Below are 19863 nucleotides of genomic sequence, written 5' to 3'. Positions count from 1 at the left end.
ACCCCATTAAGATTAATAACGATTTTCCCTCTAGAAAATCAGTAAATGGTTATACAAAACGTGTATTAACTCTAGGAAAACCATTTACTGATTAGGTTGAAAGTGGTTATGAATTACTTTCTACTTTAAACGTACACTCAGTTTCTTAACCGCTTGATTAGGTAGTAAACGAACACCTTTTTCCGTCTTCTCAATTGATAGACCTTCACATGAATGTACCTCTTGAATCCCTCTTAAAAACATACTCCAATGATTCGAAGTACCATTCGTTGAAATATAGATTGTATTGTCCTCCCGTTTTGCTTCCACACTAAAGCTTTCAGTTCCATTCTTGTCATATATAATTGTAGATGTCTCTATTCCTTCTTCCAATTCAAATAAATGGATCTCCACATTATCCTGGTAATGATAATCAGGTCTATATTCTTCCTGACCAATTGCTACTAAACTATTTGGGCGAACATATAAAGGTAAACTTTGATATCCATGTACTTCTTTTCTCCAAGTGCCTCCATCTACTGTTTCCCCAGTTAAGAAATGCGTCCATGTTCCTGATGGGAGATAAAAAGAAACTTGGCCGTCTTCTGTAAAAATTGGGGCAACCAATATGGAATCTCCAAGCATGTATTGACGATCTAAATTCTCAACAGCAGGATCATCCGGAAATTCCAGCAGCATCGCTCTCATGACAGGGTATCCTTTTTGTGAAGCATCACAGGAGGCTGAAAACAAATAAGGCATTAATCGGCATTTTAATTTAGTAAAGAAACGAAGTACATCAACAGATTCTTCATCATATAACCAAGGTACCCTATACGATCTGCTTCCGTGTAATCGGCTGTGGCTAGATAATAATCCGAATGCGATCCACCGTTTATATATATCCGCAGAAGAGGTACTTTCAAATCCTCCTATATCATGGCTCCAGAATCCAAAACCGGACATACCTAATGAAAGGCCACCACGTAAACTCTCCGCCATTGCCTCATAGGTAGAGTCACAATCACCACCCCAATGAACCGGGAATTGTTGTCCTCCAGCTGTTGCTGATCGTGCAAACAAGGACGCTTCACCTTTTCCTCGCGTCTCCTCCAGTAATTCAAAAACAACCTTATTGTATAAATAGCTATAATAGTTATGCATTTTTAGCGGATCTGATCCATCATAATAAACGACATCTGTTGGAATTCGTTCACCGAAATCTGTCTTAAAGCTATCAACTCCCATATTGAGTAACTTTTTTAAATAAGACGTATACCATTTGCATGCTTCAGGATTTGTAAAGTCAACGATCCCCATACCTGGCTGCCATAAATCCCACTGCCACACACTTCCATCTGCCTTTTGTAATAGATATCCCTTTGAACTTGCCTCATCAAACAGCTTTGAACGTTGACCGATGTATGGATTAATCCAAACACAAATATTTAATCCCTTTTCTTTTAATCGTCTCAACATTCCTTCAGGATCTGGGAATACCCGTTCATCCCATTCAAAATTACACCATTCATACTCTTTCATCCAGAAACAATCAAAATGAAAAACGTGTAATGGGATATCTCTCTCCTTCATCCCATCTACAAAATGATTAACTGTTTCTTCATCATAATTTGTAGTAAATGATGTTGTTAACCAAAGTCCGAATGACCATGCAGGCGGCAATGCTGGCTTACCAGTTAGACTCGTATATTTTTCCAAAACCTCCTTAGGAGAAGGACCATTAATGATAAAATACTCTAAATATTCTCCACTAACGCTGAACTGAACTTTGGATACTTTTTCTGAACCGACTTCAAATGACACATTTTCCGGATGATTCACAAACACACCATATCCCCGATTAGTTAAGTAGAAGGGGATATTTTTATAAGCTTGCTCTGTGCTGGTTCCTCCATCTTTATTCCATATATCAACGCTTTGGCCATTCTTTACGAATGCGGTAAACCTTTCTCCTAAGCCATATACAGACTCACCTACCGACAGACCCAGTTGTTCTTTCATATAGGTTTCATTATTTCTAGCTTTCACATATCCCATATTCCGTGGACCACTGCTTGTTAATCTTCCTTTACTATTAAAAAAATCAACTGACCATCTATTATGTTTATTAATCCTTACTGTTAAATCACCGCTCTTTAAGCTTGCTTCCTGTTCACTCTCTTCTATTTCAACATTTGATTGTAAAGAAGAATTTATTTTAAACTCCGGTCCAAGTTGTTTTCCACCTTTAAAGTGGTACATTTGAACCCTAATCACATCAGGCATTGGTGAAGAAAACTGCATTGTAATTAAAGGACCTGTTAACGTATCTCCTCTTGTTTGGATATGCTTGTATGGTGCATACACAGTTAAAGATTTTTCATTCCTTTCAATTGCATTCACTTCATAAGGGCTGTATATTTCAATACCTTCTCTATTTAACCAATTTCCATTACTAAACTTCATTTATATCCATCTCCAATTCATAGGTTTATTCTTTTACTGATCCAAGGGTAATCCCATGGATAAAAAATCTCTGTAAAAATGGATAAACAACTAACACCGGCAGCATTGCAATAAATATTTTTGCAGCATTTAATGTTCTGTTTGATAGTTCACTCATCCGTTTATATTGATCCTCAGTCATATTCGCAGGATCAAGTACAACGGTTAGTTGCTGAATATATGTTTGCAATGGATAAAACTCTTCTCTTGTCATAAAAATTAATCCATATAGAAATTCATTCCAATGATAGACAATACTAAATAAACTAATTGTTGCTAGAACCGGAATAGATAAGGGAATATACAATTTGTATAAGATATACCAAGGTCCTGCCCCATCTACTAGGGCAGCTTCTTCTAGCTCCTTGGGTAAATTACGGAAAAAGTTAATAACCAAGATGATATTAAATACAATTGTTTGAGCCCCACCTACTAAAACAAGTGACCATATGCTATTAAGTAGGTTATATTCTTTAATCGTTAAGTAAAGAGGTATTAAACCGCCATTAAACAACATTGTAAAAATAAGCAGCCACATTAACACATTCCGCATTTTAAAGTCTTTTACTGTTTTAGAAAGTGGATATGCCATTAGAGGGACAATAAGAAAATTAAGACCTGCTCCTAAAACAACTCTCTGAATAGAGATCCAAAACGACTCAAAAAATTGAGTATCGCTTAATAATTGTTTATAGGCGCTTATGTTAAATCCAACAGGCCAAAATGTTACTTCACCTGCACTTGCAGCGGCTTTTGAGCTAAACGAGAGAGCTAGTGTATACCAAAGTGGAAGTATACAGGATATTGAAATTCCAACTAAAATAATAATGAGTAAAATGTCCAATGCTCTGGAACCAAAAGTCTTATCTCTGACCACGTAGTATCACTCCAATCTATTAAAAAATACGATAGTTTGTTGTTTTATAAGCTAAAAAGTAAGATAAACTGATTAAGATAAATCCTGCTGCTGACTTTAATAGTCCTACTGCAGTGGCTAGCTCATATTGTAAATTTAATAAACCTGTACGATATACCCAGGTATCAATGATGTCACCTGTTGAATATACTAGCGGGTTATATAAATTAAAAATTTGGTCAAATCCTGCATTCAATACATTCCCTAAGCTTAGTACAGCCAGCAAAATGACTGTTGTTCTAATTCCCGGTAAAGTAACATGCCATAAACTCCTGATACGTGACGCACCATCTATTGATGCAGCTTCATACAGTGCTGGATTTATTCCTGTTAACGCTGCAAGATAGATGATTGTATTAAAACCAAACTCTTTCCATATATCACTCCCTACAACAAGAAAAGGAAATAGATCTGCCCTTCCAAAGAATAGTATTGGGTCAATACCAAAAAATGATAAGAGTTGATTTACAGGACCTACATAAGCAAAAATATCTAAGAGGATGCCCCCTAGGATGACCCATGATAGGAAGTGCGGTAAATATACAATCGTCTGTATCCATCTTTTTACGATCAATACACGTAACTCATTTAGCATTAAGGCAAAAACTAAAGGTACAATCAGGTTACCTATAATCTTCAAAACAGCAATATATATGGTGTTAAAAAAAATGTTCATTGTATCATTTAAAGAAAACATATACTTAAAGTGTTCCAGACCAACCCATTCAGACCCAAACACCCCTTGAACAGGATTATAATTTTGGAATGCAATGGCGATACCAAACATTGGAATAATACTGAATAAGAAGATCCAAATAAATCCCGGTAAAAGCATAATATAATAATGCTTTGCAGAGCTTTTGCCTTTCATTTTCATTCCCCTCCTTACAAAACGATTAGATTAATAGAAAGCGCCGGAGATAATCCGACGCTGTATTAAGAATTACTTTTTCATTACTTCTGCTACTTCATTCGTAATTTGATCTCCACCTTGTTTTTTCCAGTCCTCTACGAACTTATCAAAAGCATCTAGTGATTCGGCACCCATTACGATTTTCAGGAAGATTTCATCCTCCATCTTTTTCAGGTTTACCCATCTACTTTCCATTGTTTTTGTTTGGGCATAAGTTTGGCTATAAATTCCGTTTATTTCTTGATCAACAAGAGGTGATCCACCAACCATTAACGCATATGAACGTGTCCACGTACCTAAATCCGCATTTGGATCCCAATGCTGAATACCTAACTGATCGTACGGCTCCAATTTAACATTTTTAATCTTTTCTAAGTCTGAAACTAACAGCTTATATTCAGGCTTATCTTTATAATCATCAGGAGTTTTCTTGCCTGCTAATACTTCTCTTATTGCTTGTACAGAGTATTCTGTTTCATCTGAAGGAGCGAAAACAAGTCTTAGAGGATAAAAGCCTGGTCCTCCTTTACTAGGATCAAACGTTGATTCATTAGCTAATAAATTATTTAACATTTTCATAGCAGCTTCGGGGTGTTCGTAATCCTTTCGAACAACAACAAAGCGACTTGACGGCGTACTCATGTGAGGTGTATATTTCCCTTCTGCATCAAGAGGTAAAGCATAAGCTTGCCAGTTTGCATCAGGGTTATTAGTAACAGCATCTGTTATCGGTCCATAAGGCATCCACCATGGTGCAAAAAACATTCCAGACTGACCATTAATTACAGATTCTCCGGAGTCTTCTCGAACACCCATCTCTTGATCTATTAATCCTTTAGCATACATATCTCTTAACTTCGCTAACGCCTCTTTTGTCTCTGGAAGAGTAGAACCATATACCGGTTTACCATCCTCTCCTTCTAACCAATATCCAGGGTAAGAATGATAGGCAGAAAAGATTCCATCAAAACCATATAGATTATTTGTAGATTCTAAGAAATTCGCATATAATTTATTGTTAATATCAGGGCCTGAAAGACCAATTGTATCTTTTTTCCCATTTCCATCTGGATCTTGTTCAGCAAATGCCTTTGCTACTTTTTCTAAGTCTTCTACTGTCTTAGGTGCTTCAAGCCCTAATTTCTCAAGCCAATCTTGACGTATCCATAATAAGTGCACTCCATCAGCTTGTAATTGTACACTCGGAATCGCCATCATTTTCCCATCAAATGTAACACTATCTTTCGCAAGACCATCTGTACTCTCAAGAATCCTTTTTATTGCGGGAGATGCATAGTGTTCATAAACTTCAGTTAAATCTGCAAGTTGCCCTGCTTCATACATTTGTCTTAATTCAACCGGTCCTACAATCATGGCATCTGGCAGATCATTACTAGCAATCGCCAAACTAACCTTCTGATCATAATTGGATGGAGCAGCAGTAAAATGGTGTTCTACATTAATATTAAGGTTTTCCTTTACACTTCTGGTATATTGATTATCTAATGGTGTATCTTCTGCTGGTAACGTTTTATCACTTGGATCCACTTCTTGACCTATCCTGATTGTTACTTCTTCTTCATATTTACCAAATGGATCTGGCGGATTATTTGGATCAATTTCTAGCTTGTTACTAGTTTCTTCCGATGAATTTGAACATGCTGTAACGAATAGTAGAAAAAGTGCGACCAAAATGAATAAAGCTTTTTTGACTGAGCGCATGCGCATGTTTCTTCCCCCTTTTAGTTGTTACGATTGATCTTACGAATATAATATAGCATAAATGTAACCGCTTCCATGATAGAAAGCGGTTTCTTATTTTGGGGATAAATGACCGGAAATTCCTTTGAGTATTCCAGATTATCCCTGCATTATATACATAATCAAACATTTATCTCACTTACAAAGAACAATCCTCACCCTAATGCTTGTCTTCTATACTCACTAGGTAAGACACCTGTTGCCTTACGAAAAATTCGGCTAAAATATTTGTCATCAGTATATCCGGTGTTTTCTGCAATCCAAGCTATTGTTTTTGTTGTATGCAGCAAATATTCCTTTGCTTTTTCAATTCGAACATGACGAACATACTCATTAAAGGTCATACCTACAAACTCCTTAAAACATTGGCTAAAATAACTACGACTCATATTAACTTTTTTAGCAACATCTGAGGCATGAACCGGATTAGCCAGTTCTTCATGTATTATCCTTATTGCTCTTGTTAAACTTTCCTGTACTCCGGTAGAGAAATGAGAGCTTCTCATTGAATCACATATAATATTTCTTGCAGTATGAAACCACTCTTCTACTTCATACCAGAAATGAATTCCTTCTGGTAATTCGATTTTAGAACGAATAGGACTACATATTTTTATCCACTCATTAGCAAAAAAATAAAGTAAATTGATTAACTTCGTTGTAGGTAAATGTAAGTTTTTCAATTCTTGTAATACATTATTAAATTCATCTAGCTTTTGTATAGAATTAAAAGAAACCATTCTTTCTTTTACTTTATTTATGTTCTTCTCGTTAGCATCTGAATTATTAGTGAGTAATCCAATGGAGGTAGTTAAGATTTTATTGTGAGGATGGAAATCATAAAAATAATGTTTTTCATTATATTGAATCAACAGTTCTTCCAATTCACGTTTACTTGTTTTCTTAATCTCCCTTACTTTTAACACCATATAATGTTGAAGAACATTTATTTTCATTAGGAGATTTAATAATTGTTTTTCTTCACTCTCTTTTTTTGTTTGCCAAACTAAAAAACTTTTACTTAGTAAATCAGGTTTACTTGGTAATTTTATACCAAATAGACTCATTTCATCTTCGTTCCAAACTATCTTTTCATCTGTTGTCATAAGGACTAAACAGCTCTCAAAGGTAAAATCTACGGTTGAATCTTCAGGGGAATCTTGTACTATTCGTTTCCCTTTCCCATTGGCTAATTTATTTCCAACCCTCTCTAAAGCTTCATCAAAACTACTCATCTCTATTTTTGCAATATAATCAATAGCTCCTAACCTTAAAGCATCTTGAATATACTCAAAATCCTGGTGCATTGTTAACACTACCATTGATATATAGGGGTGCTTTTCACCAACAACCCTCATTAATTCTAAGCCTGACATAACAGGCATTGCCAAATCAGTTATTAGTAAATCGACTTCATTAGACTCAATAAAATCCAAAGCCTTCTCACCATTTTTCGCTTCACCTATGATGATCATGCCATATTTTTCCCAGGGAATAGTCGTAATCAGTCCTTTTCTGACCATCTTATCGTCATCAACTATAAGCACTTTAATCATCCATTTTCATCTCCAAAACTGGCAGAGTCAATACTATACTGGTTCCCTCACCTACTATACTGTTAATCTCAAGCTCTGCTTCCCCTTCATAATAGCTTTCCAACATTCTTTTTACATAGTTTATTCCAATACCCATCCCTGCTTTCTGTTGTTTAATTTGGTTTTGATTTAATATTCTGTGAATGTCTGTTTCCTTGATTCCATCTCCATTATCATGAACCCCTATTCGTATTCTGTCCTCTATTCTAGTTACTTCTATATAAATATATCCATCATCACTAAGTCCATGGTAAATAGCATTTTCAACTAGTGGTTGTAGAATAAATCGTGGAACAGGCATATGTAAGTAGGAATCCTCCGTTTGAACTCTAACATCAAATTCAAAATCATACCTGAACTTTTGGATTTCTAAGTATTCTTTTAACGTATCTAACTCTTCAAATATCGTAGACGATTGACCAGCCTTTCCTAAATTATAATATAGCAACCTATTAAGTGAAGAAACTAGCTGACTAATATCCTTCTGATTATTCATTACAGCTAGCCAGTTAGCAGTATCTAGCGTATTCATTAAAAAGTGAGGGTTGATTTGATACAATAACTTCTCAACTTCTAAATCAGCTCTTCGTTTTTCTTTCTGTTCCACTACTTTAAATAACTCTGATATTTGATTTTTCATTTTATGAAACTGTCTTAATAAATGATCAAATTCAGGGATAAAGGTCCAGGAGGTGTTATATTTAAAATCACTTTTTAACATCCCACCTATCTCCTTATCAAATTTTTGTAATGGTCTATATACCATCTTCCAAAGTAGCCAGGCAATGGTAAGACTAACTATACCAAAGAAAATGGATAAATAAATCATTTGGACAATCCATTGATTCTTCTCTTTATTATATTCTGAAATGGGTATTAATGAGACAACACTCCAACCTTGATCACTCGTTTCTTTAAACCAGTAGTAATCTGATAATAAACCTGAATCACTATTAAGATCTCCTTCATTGAAATATGTTTTTTCTATAAAAAGCGAATTCATCTCACTATAAGAAATTTTCCCTTTATTATCTAAAATCAGATAACTCTGTTGATCGGTATGATTACCTTGTAAGATATTCTTTGTAAGGTCCAAACTAGATTCGATATACACATAAACTTCATTTTCAGATGACAAATCGACCTTTCTCCAAACTGATAGAACATATTTATCGTTATAAGGTTGATTGCTAATATGCGGACCATAATTTGTAATCTTATAGTTGTCAATAAGCATTGGTAATTCCTTTACAGAAAAATCACCTTTAACTCCATAGGTGTTAAAGAGATACTTGTTTTCATCAGCTAAATAATACATGGTTAACCCAATGCCTGGATTAGTAAAGGTAATCTCGTTTATCTCTGTTTTTATATCTTGATAGAGCTTTGCACGCTGGTAAGGTTCTTCAGAATAGAAATATGAATCTAATTTCACCCCCACACTGCCCGGAATAGCAAGCTGCTGGGATACATGATTTATATTACTAATTGTATTTTCAAGGGATTGCGTAACACTTTTTAGATTATTTTTAACTCCTGCTTCTACTTTACTATTTAGAATTGATGTCATGGCATTATATGAGATAAAGGCAGTACAAATAAAGGGAATTAGAGTCCCCATTGCAAAAATAATGACTATTCTTTTTTTTAATGTTAGCTTTTTTATAAAGGAAAATATTTTATGGTTTCTTTTCATTTTGCCAACACCCTTGATCTTTCTCTATTAATATTTTATGTAATATCATATCATGGGTATTCTCTTTTGAAAACGGTAACAATTATTAACTTTTATATGTAATGAATATGACTACATGATTCTCCTTTCTATTTATATTTAAAGTAAAGAAAGCACATTTATAGGTACGGTGCTGCTCATATTGTCGACAAAAGGGGTTCGGAATGTTTTACATTCCGAACCCCTTTTAAAAGTATTTTTCTTATTTCCAATCCATTTTCAACAACTTCTCATACGCGTTTTCCCCATAATAATCCTTAAGATTAAACATAACAACAGTCAAGATCATAAACAATTTCAGACAGAAACTTGTTGCCTTTTAAATTTCTAATAGCTTGTCTCGCTTCTTTTTCTGACTCATATTCGTACATTTTCATACTTTCATTTAAAAAGACCGTAATTACCCACATGAATAGTACCTCCAGCTATATCCTTAATATTTCTCTAATCCGAAAATCATTTCCATTTCAATTCTTTTCGTTTCTATTATTAATTGGCAGAATTTACGCCAACTTTGAGGTAAATTCGTAATTTTTCTTTGTATATACATACCCTTCCAATATCATACGCGCTGTACGAACAACCTTGATTGCACCAATGTTTCCAGCAATAAAATCTACCTTGGTTTCCATGATCCCAGCAGGATGACCTAATCTAACAACTTGTTGATTCACATTTACAATCTCTGATAAGATTGTACCTTTCAAAAAAGCTCCTGCAGTTGTACAAATGGCACCTGTTATTGCTAGTGCTTGATGTGGTTTTTGCATTGACATCATTCTTATTGTACAGTCCATATCTGCAGCTTTTCTTTCGACCCCTGTTACATCAATATAATCCATTGGCTGAGCTATTATCGTCATTTTCGGGACAGCAGGTGATTTTTTTGTTGCTTCTTCTTTTTTTGAAAATTGACACATCTCGGCTGCAATAGATCTAATAATTTCTAATTCTATTAACTTTTCTTCTGTTAGTTGATCAGGTAATTCATTTCCCGTAAGACCAACATCACTGGCATGAACAAACACTAATGGGTTCGCCACATCGATAATAGATATGTTTACTGGTCCGAAAGGTGTCCGTATAACATCTATAGCGTTCCCGGTTGGAAACAATTTGCCAGTTACCGCACCTTCTGCGTTCGTGAATGAAAGATAGATCGGGGAGCCTGTTCCTGGAACTCCAGGGATTGAACACATTCCATCGGTTTTTACTTGACCGTTTTCAACCTCTACTTCAGCAATAATCACCTTTTGAGTATTTGTATTAAATATCCTTACAGTTGTAATAGGTTCAATTGCGGGGACTAGACCTTGTTCAATAGCATAGGGACCTACTGCAGAAGAAATATTTCCGCAGTTTCCTTTAAAATCAACTAATTGATTTTCAACACTCACTTGAGCAAAGGTATATTCTACATCGATCTCTTTCAGATTCGACTTTTTAATAATAGCTACTTTACTTGTTAATGAATTTGCCCCACCAAGACCGTCAATCTGTCTGCGATCCGGACTTCCCATTATATCCAATATAAACTCATCCCAAAGCAAACGATCTGCCGGCATATGATCATAATTAAGAAATACGCCTTTACTTGTTCCTCCACGCATAACAACAACAGGCACTCTCATCTAAATAACCACCTTTTCTTATTCACTTTTTAAAAAGTACCGGTGCTTTTAAAAATATAGTATGATATGTTATATCATAAGTAAAATAGATATTTTATTTAAAAAACGCAAAAAAAAACTTATAATCAATTGATAGGAGATGAGTCATATGGATGAAAAGGATTGGAATGCTATCCTCGTACTATATCAAGAGAAAAATATTAGCCGAGCATCAGAACGTTTATATATTTCGCAACCAGCATTAACATATAGACTTAAAAACTTAGAAAAGGAGTTTGGCACAAGGTTATTTTTTAAAATAAAAGGAGGCATTGAGTTTACTTCAGAAGGCTTACATTTAGTTGAGTATTCCGAGGAAATGATTAAAAAATTGCAAAAAACGAAGGACTTTATGATAGATATGCAAAGTGAAGTAAGAGGAACATTAAGGTTAGGAGTTTCAAGTAACTTTGCTCAATATCGGCTCCCGAAAATATTAAAGAAGTTTTCAACAGAATTTCCAAATGTTCAATTTAATATTACGACAGGTTGGAGCACTGATATTTTAAACTCTCTTAATTCTGCTACTGTACAATTAGGAATATTACGCGGAAATTACGAATGGTATGGAAAAAAAGCACTGTTACATAAAGAAAAACTTTGTTTGATTTCTAAAAAAGAGATCGATCTGGAAAACTTACCAAAGCTTCCACTCATTAATTATAAAACAGATAGTTCACTAAAAGCCCTAATTAATGGATGGTGGCATGATAGATTTTCGGAACCTCCATTCATAATGATGGAAACAGACCGACTAGAAACATGCAAAGAAATGGTTAAAAATGACTTAGGTATTGCTATCGTACCGAATATTTGTCTTCAGCCTTCAGATAACTTGCAGATCCACGAATTATCCTATAAAAATGATGAACCTGTATTTCGATCTACATGGTTAATGTATAATCAAGATGCATTAAAGCTTTCCACAGTTAAAAATTTCATTGATTTTTTATTAAAAGACCCAGCTATTTAGTTAAATGAACCATCTATCATTGGGATTTTTCCTTATCCTCACTGATGGTTAGAGAAACTTATCACATAAAAACTTTACTCCTGATCTTAGTCAGATCTTCACCGCATTTAACTTCCACTTTTGTTTCACTCGAATCTTAAAGTGGAAGTTAAACTTCACCTTAGGAAATGGGATAATAATCTTCAATTTTTCATCATTAAGATAAATTCCCAAAATACAATAATCTTGCTTGGCGATAGATATCTAATTTTCTAGATTATAAGTTTTTTTTTATAAAAATGATAAAAATTATATATTTTACTTATTTATCTTAGTGTAATATTCTAAAAACACGAAATATTATTTCTCTTTGCTAATGTAAAGAGAAGTTAATGAATTAACGGTTTCGAACTAATTGTAAGCGATTTCTTTTCGGGAGGGGATTATAATTCTTACTTTTTTAGGAATTTCAATGGTTGTCGTTTTTACTTATTTGATCATGGCGAAAAAACTATCACCTGTTACTGCTTTAGTCATTGTACCTATCATTTTTGCAGTAATTGGTGGATTTGGACTAGAGCTTGGAGATATGATGCTTGATGGTTTAAAAGAAGTTGCTCCTTCAGCTGCATTACTACTGTTTGCTATATTGTTTTTCGGAATTTTAATAGACGCAGGCTTATTTGATCCACTGATCAATACTATGATGAAATTCGTCAAAGGAGATCCGGTAAAAATAGCAATTGGTACTGCAATAATTGCGATGACTGTCGCACTTGATGGCGATGGAACAACTACCCATATGATTACTATTTCTGCAATGTTAGCTCTTTATCTTCGAATTGGTATGAACACACTTGTTCTCGCAACAATTTCTTTGCTTTCTGTCAGTATAATGAGTGGTATGACTCCTTGGGGCGGACCGGCTACAAGGGCAATTGCCTCTTTAGGTCTTGATGCTAATGAATTTTTCCTGCCACTTTTGCCGACAATGTTATCCGGGATGGGATGTATACTTTTCATCGCCTTTGTTCTTGGAAGAAAAGAACGGGCGAGAATTGGTATTATTAATGTAGAAGAAATACCACAACAATCTTTACAATTAAGTGAAGCTGCAGCAGCTTTTTCAGTTCAAGATACGATGAAACGACCAAAATTGAGATGGGTAAACTTCATTTTAGTTTTAGCAATTATGACCGTATTGGTAATGGGGTTAATTTCAGCTCCTATTCTATTTCTAATTGGATTTGTAATCGCTGCCATGATTAACTATCCAACTTTAGAAGAGCAAAAAGAACGAATACTATCACACGCCGGAAATGCTTTAACTGTTGTTATATTAGTATTTGCAGCTGGTATCTTCTCCGGAATTTTTTCGGGAACAAAAATGGTCGATGCCATTTCAAATGCATTAGTATCAATTATTCCCGAATCTGTAGGCTCATTTTTCCCTCTTGTCGTTGCACTAACAAGTATGCCATTTACTTTCGTTTTATCAAACGATGCTTATTACTTTGGAGTTTTGCCAATTCTAGCTGAAGCAGGAGCAGCTTATGGGGTAAGTCCATTAGAAATCGCCAGAGCATCCGTATTAGGTCAACCTGTCCATTTCCTAAGTCCGCTTGTTGCATCAACTCTTTTACTAGTAGGAATGGTCAAAAAGGATATTGGCGAATTCCAACGCTATGCATTTAAATGGACTGTTCTTTGTTCATTAGTCATTATAGCTGTTGCTTTCGTTACAAGTGCTATTAATTAAAAATTTATCTAAAATAAAACGAAGCCGCCCAAATTCAGTTAATAACCTGAATGATGGACGGCTTAATTTTTTATCAATTTATTAAATAAAAACTTTATCACAAATAGTTTCGCTAATTATTATCGTATACCTTTGTAATTACTTTCACAATCTTTTTCGCTAGATTCATGACTGTGTACAATCGCGTATCATTTAAAAATTGAGAAGTTGGTAATGGATCAATATAATTTACAATCCCCACAAAGTGGCAATCCCCCACTTCTGGGAGCATTTTTTCAAGTGCTTTCCCAGGAGTTAGAGGCCCCTCTCTGAAGATTACATCACCCACTTGATTTTTAGCACCAATTGACGCATCTATACTAATGATAAGCGGCTTTTTAAACCGTTTATTGATCTCTTTCACAATTCCTTTTAAGTTAAACGCATGTACAGGTTCTTCTAATGTTCCATAGACACGTAAAGGAACTCCGTTTTCTTTTAGCATTGTACCTACTAAAGGACCCAAGGAATCACCAACATATCGATCAGATCCGATACATAAAAAGACAATATCATTACCTTCTCGTAATGTATTCTCAATCACTTCTTTTATTTTTAGCGTTAATATTTCTATATCTATTTCTTCTGTCTCTCTATTAGATTTCAAATGATATGAATAACCTTCTTGACTCTTATTTTCTTTTTCGAAATGAAAAAAACCCACGATTATCACCCTTAAGATTAAATTCCCGCTAAAAATTGTCAATTTTAATAATTATAGCTTTAAACCAATGGATATAACAATAAATTTATGCCGATACATGTGACTGAGTTTTCTTTTTGACTTTTACATATTTTAAAAATCTAAAAAATGGCGGGAGAGTGATGCAAACAGTGACAACCCTAAGTACCTGCACAGCGACAACAAATGTAGCATCCCCATGTAGAACTAAAGCTGTAGTAGTCATCTCAGCAATACCACCCGGTGCAAATGCTAAACCTGCAGTAATAAATGATATATCTGTAATAGTCGAAACAAAGTATGCACATATAAACATAAAAAGAATTAAACCTATTGTACTCAAAAAAGAAACGAACAAAGTTTTATATATCCCTATAAACATATTTTTATGAAAGCGGGAGCCGATGCTTGCACCAATAAAAATTTGCGATAGTATGATGAAAGTATGCGGCCACCACGCCATCAGATCATACCCAATAAACATAGAACCAAAAGATTTGAAAGTTGCAACACTAATCATGCTTCCAATCAGCCAAGGGGCAGGAATCTTCATAAATTTTACTATTTTATATCCAATCCATGCGATGAGTACATAAACAAACGTCATAGTCAGTTGATTTATCTCAAATGTAATTGGTTCTGTAACAATTATAGATTTATTTACATCCAGCCCAGAATGTCCAAAAAAGAATGAAATAATAACGGGGATTGTTAGGATGACTAAAAAACACGCATAGCCTGAATAATACTAACAACACCAGTATTCGCCCCAACCTCTTCTGCAATACCAGGAATTGAAGACAAACCACCTGGTGCAGTAGCGAAAAAACTACTTAACATATCCAACTTACTATACTTCCATAACACAATACCTGAAAGTAAAGAAAAGAAGATCGACAATAGAAGCATGATTGTAATAGTTGGCCAATTTTCAAAAAAAATGTAGAATACAGAACTATTTACCTTTTGTCCTAATTCGATTCCCAATAAACACTGTCCTAGATATAACCAATATTTTGGAATTCCATTTTGATGAAGAAGAGCTACTGACAAAAATTTCGGCCTAAAAATTGAAAGAAAGGTCGCTGTTAGAAGTGTCCCGATCATCCACCCAATTGGAAGACCTGTTAAAGAGAGAAAAAAACCACCAATACCACTAAATGTTATAAACCAAATATAATGAAAAAAATTTTTCATTGTAATCCTTCTTTCTCTCATTTACTTAAGTATGCAACCTGTAGTTTTGCTTGTTAAATAAAATATAGTATAATTTGAGAAATAAATAAAATATCGGTTTTTTATTAATATATATAAATAATCCTTATGGCTAAAAAGGGAGGTTATTCTTTTGGATGAACGTGATTGGATGGTTTTACAAACTCTTTATAAAGAAAAAAACATGACAAAGGCTGCTCAACTTTTGTATATTTCTCAACCAGCTTTGACAAACCGTTTACAGCAATTAGAAAAGGAATTTGGCGTACAAATTGTTAATCGCGGGAGACGCGGGGTTCAATTTACTCCACAAGGAGAATATTTGGCAAAAAGTGCACATGAAATGCTCTTAGCCATACAAAAAATAAAGGAAAATGTCCTCAACATGGAGGATCAGATGGTCGGTACTTTAAGATTGGGGGTTTCTAACTTTTTTACGGATTATATGCTTCCAGATCTTTTAAAGCGCTTTAAAGATCAATATCCGGATATTGAGTTTAAAGTAACAACAAACTTTAGCAGCCATATTGCTCATTTAATTTACAATCAAGACGTCCATATCGGAATTATAAAAGGAGACTATAATTGGAAAGATCAAGAGCACTTACTTTTTGAAGAAACCATTTGTATTGCATCAAAGGAAAAAATAGACATACATAATCTTCCTAACCTGCCAAGAATTGATTATCATACTGATTCATCACTAAAAAATTCCATCGATAAATGGTGGTCTGAACATTTCAACCAACCACCGCTAATTAGCATTGAAGTTGATAAAGTTGATACATGCAAAAAAATGGTTATGAATGGTTTAGGTTATGCTATCTTACCTAGTTTAATAGTAAAAGATGTAAATGATTTATATATAACCACTCTTACATCAATTGATGGAAAACCTATCGTTCGTAAAACTTGGATGATTTATCACAAGGATTCATTAAATTTAAACATTGTAAAAGCATTTGTAGACTTTGTGGAAAAAGAATATAAAGAATAGTCTGAACTAACAAGCACTTATTTATTCCGCTCTTACCGGGCAGTAAGATTCCCACTTCAAGAATTAAGCAAAATAAAGAAGATAAGTGGGGGATAACTGCCCGTAAAGATGCGAACAAGGACAGGATGTTCAAGTCAGGCACGCCACAGGACGTGAATATTTATGCGTGATTATTTTCACTGACCATCAGTGGGAATTGCAGAAAACATCCACTGATAGAGGTCTCACCTTATGAAATCTCTACCTTTTCTTTCGAGTATTGAGCAGCATTTGTTCCTGCTAATTTCCCAAAAACAGCTCCTGACATTAAACCTGATCCACCAGGGTAATTTTTATAAAAGATTCCGCCTACCATTTCACCTGCTGCATAAAGACCAGCTATAGGTCTCTCCTCTTTGTTTAATACTTCACCTACTGTACTAACATGTAACCCTCCAAAGGCAAAAGTAATTCCGCAAGTAACTGGATATGCATAAAAAGGAGCTTCCTCTATTCGTAATGCCCAATTTGTCTTTGGTAAAGGGATTCCAACTGTTCCTTTTCCGTCTTTAATAGTTGGATTATATTCACCTTCTTGTACAGCCGAATTATATTCTTCTATTGTTTTTAAAAATTGAACTTTATCTACAGACATCAATTCTGCCAATTCTTCTAGTCTATCTGCTTGATAGTAAGTAGCTTCTTCCAGATTGTATTCCTTGCGCAGCATTGGACGCACTTGAGAATCAAAAAGTTGAAAAGCTATTTGGCCTGGCTGTTTTAAAACTTCACGACCATACTTGGCATATGTGTAGTTACGGAAATCAGCCCCCTCATCAACAAATCGGTTTCCTTCTTTATTAATTAATAGACCAAGAGGGAATGAGGACTTTTTATAAATATCACCCGGCTTGTTAAAGTCACCCACTTTAGGAGCATGATAATCTGTACCGATCGAGTGACAGCCAGTCCAGCCAAACTCACCATATTTTTGAGCACCGATTGCTAGCGCCATTGTAATTCCGTCTCCAGTATTAAATTCTGTTCCTCTAACAATGGCAGCTTCCCATTCTTCGCCAAGATATTGACTCCGCATTTCTCTGTTTGCTTCAAAGCTGCCGCAAGCTAGAATGACACTTGTTGCTTGAATAATAATCAAGTTTTCACTTTGTTCTACTTTAATAGCAGTAATCTTATCATTAACTGTGACTAACTCAGTAGCCCGTGAATTATACCAAATGTCGATGCCTATTTCTTTAGCTCTGTTAAATAGACTTTTTATTAAACCTACACCTTTATTTTCCGTTTTTATTGGAAGTCCACCCCAAAAATGACGCTTCCCTTCTTTTTCAAAGGATTGATTTTCATAGTTTAATTCAAATTTAATTCCATGTTTGCGCATCCATAAAATCGTTTCAAAAGATTTAGAAATAAGCTGGTTTGCTAGATCTGATTCACTTTTACCTTCTGTCACTCTCATTAAGTCATTATGAAAATCAACTTGAGTATATTCTGGCATTACAATCTTTTCAGCATCTTTATCAGTAAGTTCAGGAATGATCTTTCTAATATCTTCTAAATTATTATAGGCAACGCGAATGGCTCCGTCTGTAAAAAAAGAATTACCCCCACGCTTTTCTACAGGACCTCGTTCTAAAACAAGAACTTGTGAACCATTTTCCTTCGCTGCGATTGCTGCACACAAAGCTGCATTTCCAGCTCCTACTACAACCACATCATAATTCTGTATTCTCTCCATGTTACCCCTCCTAAGTAATTGACTTAATAACTTCTATAAAACTAATATATGTCAATATCAGAAATTAATAAAATATCGTTACTTTATAATATTCCATAAACAATGATTATAGCTGAATATATTGTAGAAAGTATTAACCAATCTTTAAGAGAATAGAGGCATACAATAATCACCATGATTATCGGAATTTAAATAAGATGACCCCTGTGGGACTGAGGTCATCTATTAGAAATATAGGCTCTATTAACTGTCCAATTTACAGGGGAGTACAGCTAGTGCTTCTTTACAAAATATTTTATTAACCTTCTTTTACTTGGCTTTCATCTTGATTTTTTAGCTTTTCAAGTTCATTGTTCAATTCATCCTCATTCACATAGTTACGATAGTAAGCATCATGCTGAGTTAAAGGACTCGTAAATTGATCGCCGGCTTGGACCTCTGCTTCCATTAATAATATACGTTCCTCAGCACGGGCTACTCCTCTGGATATTGTGTCAGTTTGGAATGATGCAGTGGCATTCTGAATTTGTTTTATTGACTGAGCCACGTTTACTCTTGATGCTAACAGAACCTTTTTATGTTGTAATTCACTGTGAATTTCCTGAAGTTCTTGCAGCTTGTCCTTTAGCATTTTGGTTTGTCCTTGAATAGACCCATATTGCTGCTGAAAAACATTAAGTTGCTTTTCATAATTTAACTTTTCCTGAACAGCTAATTTCGCCATTTGTTCATCTTCATGTTGAATAGCCAGCTTAGCTTGTCTTGTTCTTTTATCAATTATATTCTTTGTATCAAGAATCAGAGCAGCCTGTTTATTTTCCACAAAAAATTGACGGGAAAGGGCCTTCTGAGCTTTTACCATTTCCTGCTCCATCTCACGCGAATATTCATTTAACATTGCGATCGGATCTTCTGCCTTATCAAGCAAACTATTCATATCAGCCTTTGCAATTGTTTTAATCCTTTTAAAAATTCCCATTTTAGTTATTCTCCTTTTTAGTCGTTATGTTTCTTTCCCACTGATCTAAAATATTTTCATTTTGGTTGATAACAGGTTTATGTGAAGACATAAGTGATGTATCAATTAACTGTTGCATAGATGAAGTCTTTGCTTTTCTTCTAAGCATTTTCACTAAAAGAATCAATATAGCGATCCCAATAATAAGGAAAATGAGAAAGCTAATCCAGGAAAAACCTCCATGCTGAGGACCATACATTTGGTGATGCCCACCAAATCCTCCTCGTGGGCTCATCCCTCCAGGTCCGTGTCCATGTGGCCCTGCTGCTAGAGCGCTATAACCTCCGACCAAAAAATAGACTCCCAAAACCATTGGTGTAATAATTGCACCCCAGAATACTGTTTTCTTCATCGTTTCTTTCCTCCTTTCGTTCTCGATGTGTATAGAA

15 protein-coding genes and 1 pseudogene are annotated in these 19863 nt (G+C 34.8%); 3 read left to right on the top strand and 13 right to left on the bottom strand.

Annotation, left to right across the window (positions count from 1 at the left end; genetic code table 11):
• Window positions 1-120: 120 nt before the first annotated feature.
• The 8 genes from yicI to HWV59_RS08165 form a co-directional block, all read right to left on the bottom strand.
• Entirely contained in the window at window positions 121-2445 is a 2325-nt protein-coding gene (yicI, locus tag HWV59_RS08200) for an alpha-xylosidase (RefSeq protein WP_175638571.1), read from the bottom strand.
• A 25-nt stretch (window positions 2446-2470) separates the two neighbouring features.
• On the bottom strand, window positions 2471-3361 hold the full coding sequence (locus tag HWV59_RS08195; RefSeq protein ID WP_102230141.1) for a carbohydrate ABC transporter permease: 891 nt from the start codon (window positions 3359-3361) through the stop codon (window positions 2471-2473).
• A 19-nt stretch (window positions 3362-3380) separates the two neighbouring features.
• The gene (locus HWV59_RS08190) at window positions 3381-4271 is read right to left on the bottom strand and encodes an ABC transporter permease (protein ID WP_407941567.1); all 891 of its coding nucleotides are present in this window, start codon (window positions 4269-4271) and stop codon (window positions 3381-3383) included.
• A 72-nt stretch (window positions 4272-4343) separates the two neighbouring features.
• Window positions 4344-6035: an extracellular solute-binding protein gene (locus HWV59_RS08185; protein ID WP_102230252.1), complete on the bottom strand. Its 1692-nt coding sequence runs from the start codon at window positions 6033-6035 to the stop codon at window positions 4344-4346.
• Between the two features lie 194 nt (window positions 6036-6229).
• Window positions 6230-7630, bottom strand: a complete 1401-nt coding sequence (locus HWV59_RS08180) for a helix-turn-helix domain-containing protein (RefSeq protein ID WP_175638569.1) — start codon at window positions 7628-7630, stop codon at window positions 6230-6232.
• A complete protein-coding gene (locus HWV59_RS08175; protein WP_175638568.1) occupies window positions 7623-9365 on the bottom strand; it encodes a sensor histidine kinase in 1743 nt (580 codons plus the stop codon). Before HWV59_RS08175 ends, HWV59_RS08180 begins: the two co-directional genes overlap by 8 nt.
• A 302-nt stretch (window positions 9366-9667) precedes the next feature.
• On the bottom strand, window positions 9668-9814 hold the full coding sequence (locus HWV59_RS08170; RefSeq protein ID WP_175638567.1) for a hypothetical protein: 147 nt from the start codon (window positions 9812-9814) through the stop codon (window positions 9668-9670).
• A gap of 93 nt (window positions 9815-9907) precedes the next feature.
• On the bottom strand, window positions 9908-11035 hold the full coding sequence (locus HWV59_RS08165; protein ID WP_175638566.1) for a 2-methylaconitate cis-trans isomerase PrpF family protein: 1128 nt from the start codon (window positions 11033-11035) through the stop codon (window positions 9908-9910).
• 148 nt (window positions 11036-11183) lie between these two features.
• Between HWV59_RS08165 and HWV59_RS08160 the strand changes: the two genes are divergently transcribed.
• On the top strand, window positions 11184-12047 hold the full coding sequence (locus HWV59_RS08160) for a LysR family transcriptional regulator (protein ID WP_102230136.1): 864 nt from the start codon (window positions 11184-11186) through the stop codon (window positions 12045-12047).
• Between the two features lie 427 nt (window positions 12048-12474).
• Window positions 12475-13785 (top strand): CitMHS family transporter, encoded by a 1311-nt coding sequence (locus tag HWV59_RS08155; RefSeq protein ID WP_175640013.1) that lies wholly within the window; start codon window positions 12475-12477, stop codon window positions 13783-13785.
• 112 nt (window positions 13786-13897) lie between these two features.
• On the opposite strand, the gene yyaC is transcribed toward HWV59_RS08155, so the two are convergent.
• Window positions 13898-14488: a spore protease YyaC gene (yyaC, locus tag HWV59_RS08150; protein ID WP_235991692.1), complete on the bottom strand. Its 591-nt coding sequence runs from the start codon at window positions 14486-14488 to the stop codon at window positions 13898-13900.
• A gap of 85 nt (window positions 14489-14573) precedes the next feature.
• A pseudogene (locus tag HWV59_RS08145) lies at window positions 14574-15724 on the bottom strand (AbrB family transcriptional regulator).
• A gap of 130 nt (window positions 15725-15854) precedes the next feature.
• Between HWV59_RS08145 and HWV59_RS08140 the strand changes: the two are divergent.
• Window positions 15855-16718 carry a LysR family transcriptional regulator gene (locus HWV59_RS08140; RefSeq protein ID WP_175638565.1) on the top strand — a complete coding sequence of 288 codons (864 nt, stop codon included), beginning with the start codon at window positions 15855-15857 and terminating at the stop codon, window positions 16716-16718.
• A gap of 229 nt (window positions 16719-16947) precedes the next feature.
• On the opposite strand, the gene tcuA is transcribed toward HWV59_RS08140, so the two are convergent.
• From tcuA to HWV59_RS08125, 3 genes are all read right to left on the bottom strand, one after another.
• Window positions 16948-18456, bottom strand: coding sequence for an FAD-dependent tricarballylate dehydrogenase TcuA (tcuA, locus tag HWV59_RS08135; RefSeq protein WP_175638564.1), 1509 nt, complete (start codon window positions 18454-18456; stop codon window positions 16948-16950).
• Between the two features lie 298 nt (window positions 18457-18754).
• Complete coding sequence (locus tag HWV59_RS08130) at window positions 18755-19435, bottom strand: PspA/IM30 family protein (RefSeq protein ID WP_175638563.1); 681 nt, start codon at window positions 19433-19435, stop codon at window positions 18755-18757.
• Between the two features lies 1 nt (window position 19436).
• Complete coding sequence (locus tag HWV59_RS08125; RefSeq protein ID WP_102230131.1) at window positions 19437-19826, bottom strand: hypothetical protein; 390 nt, start codon at window positions 19824-19826, stop codon at window positions 19437-19439.
• Window positions 19827-19863: the final 37 nt, after the last annotated feature.

Origin of the sequence: Metabacillus schmidteae (genome assembly GCF_903166545.1) — a bacterium.
GTDB classification, from domain to species: domain Bacteria; phylum Bacillota; class Bacilli; order Bacillales; family Bacillaceae; genus Metabacillus; species Metabacillus schmidteae.
The sequence above is the reverse complement of the archived record's forward strand: the minus strand, read 5'-3'. Positions and strand labels throughout refer to the sequence as shown.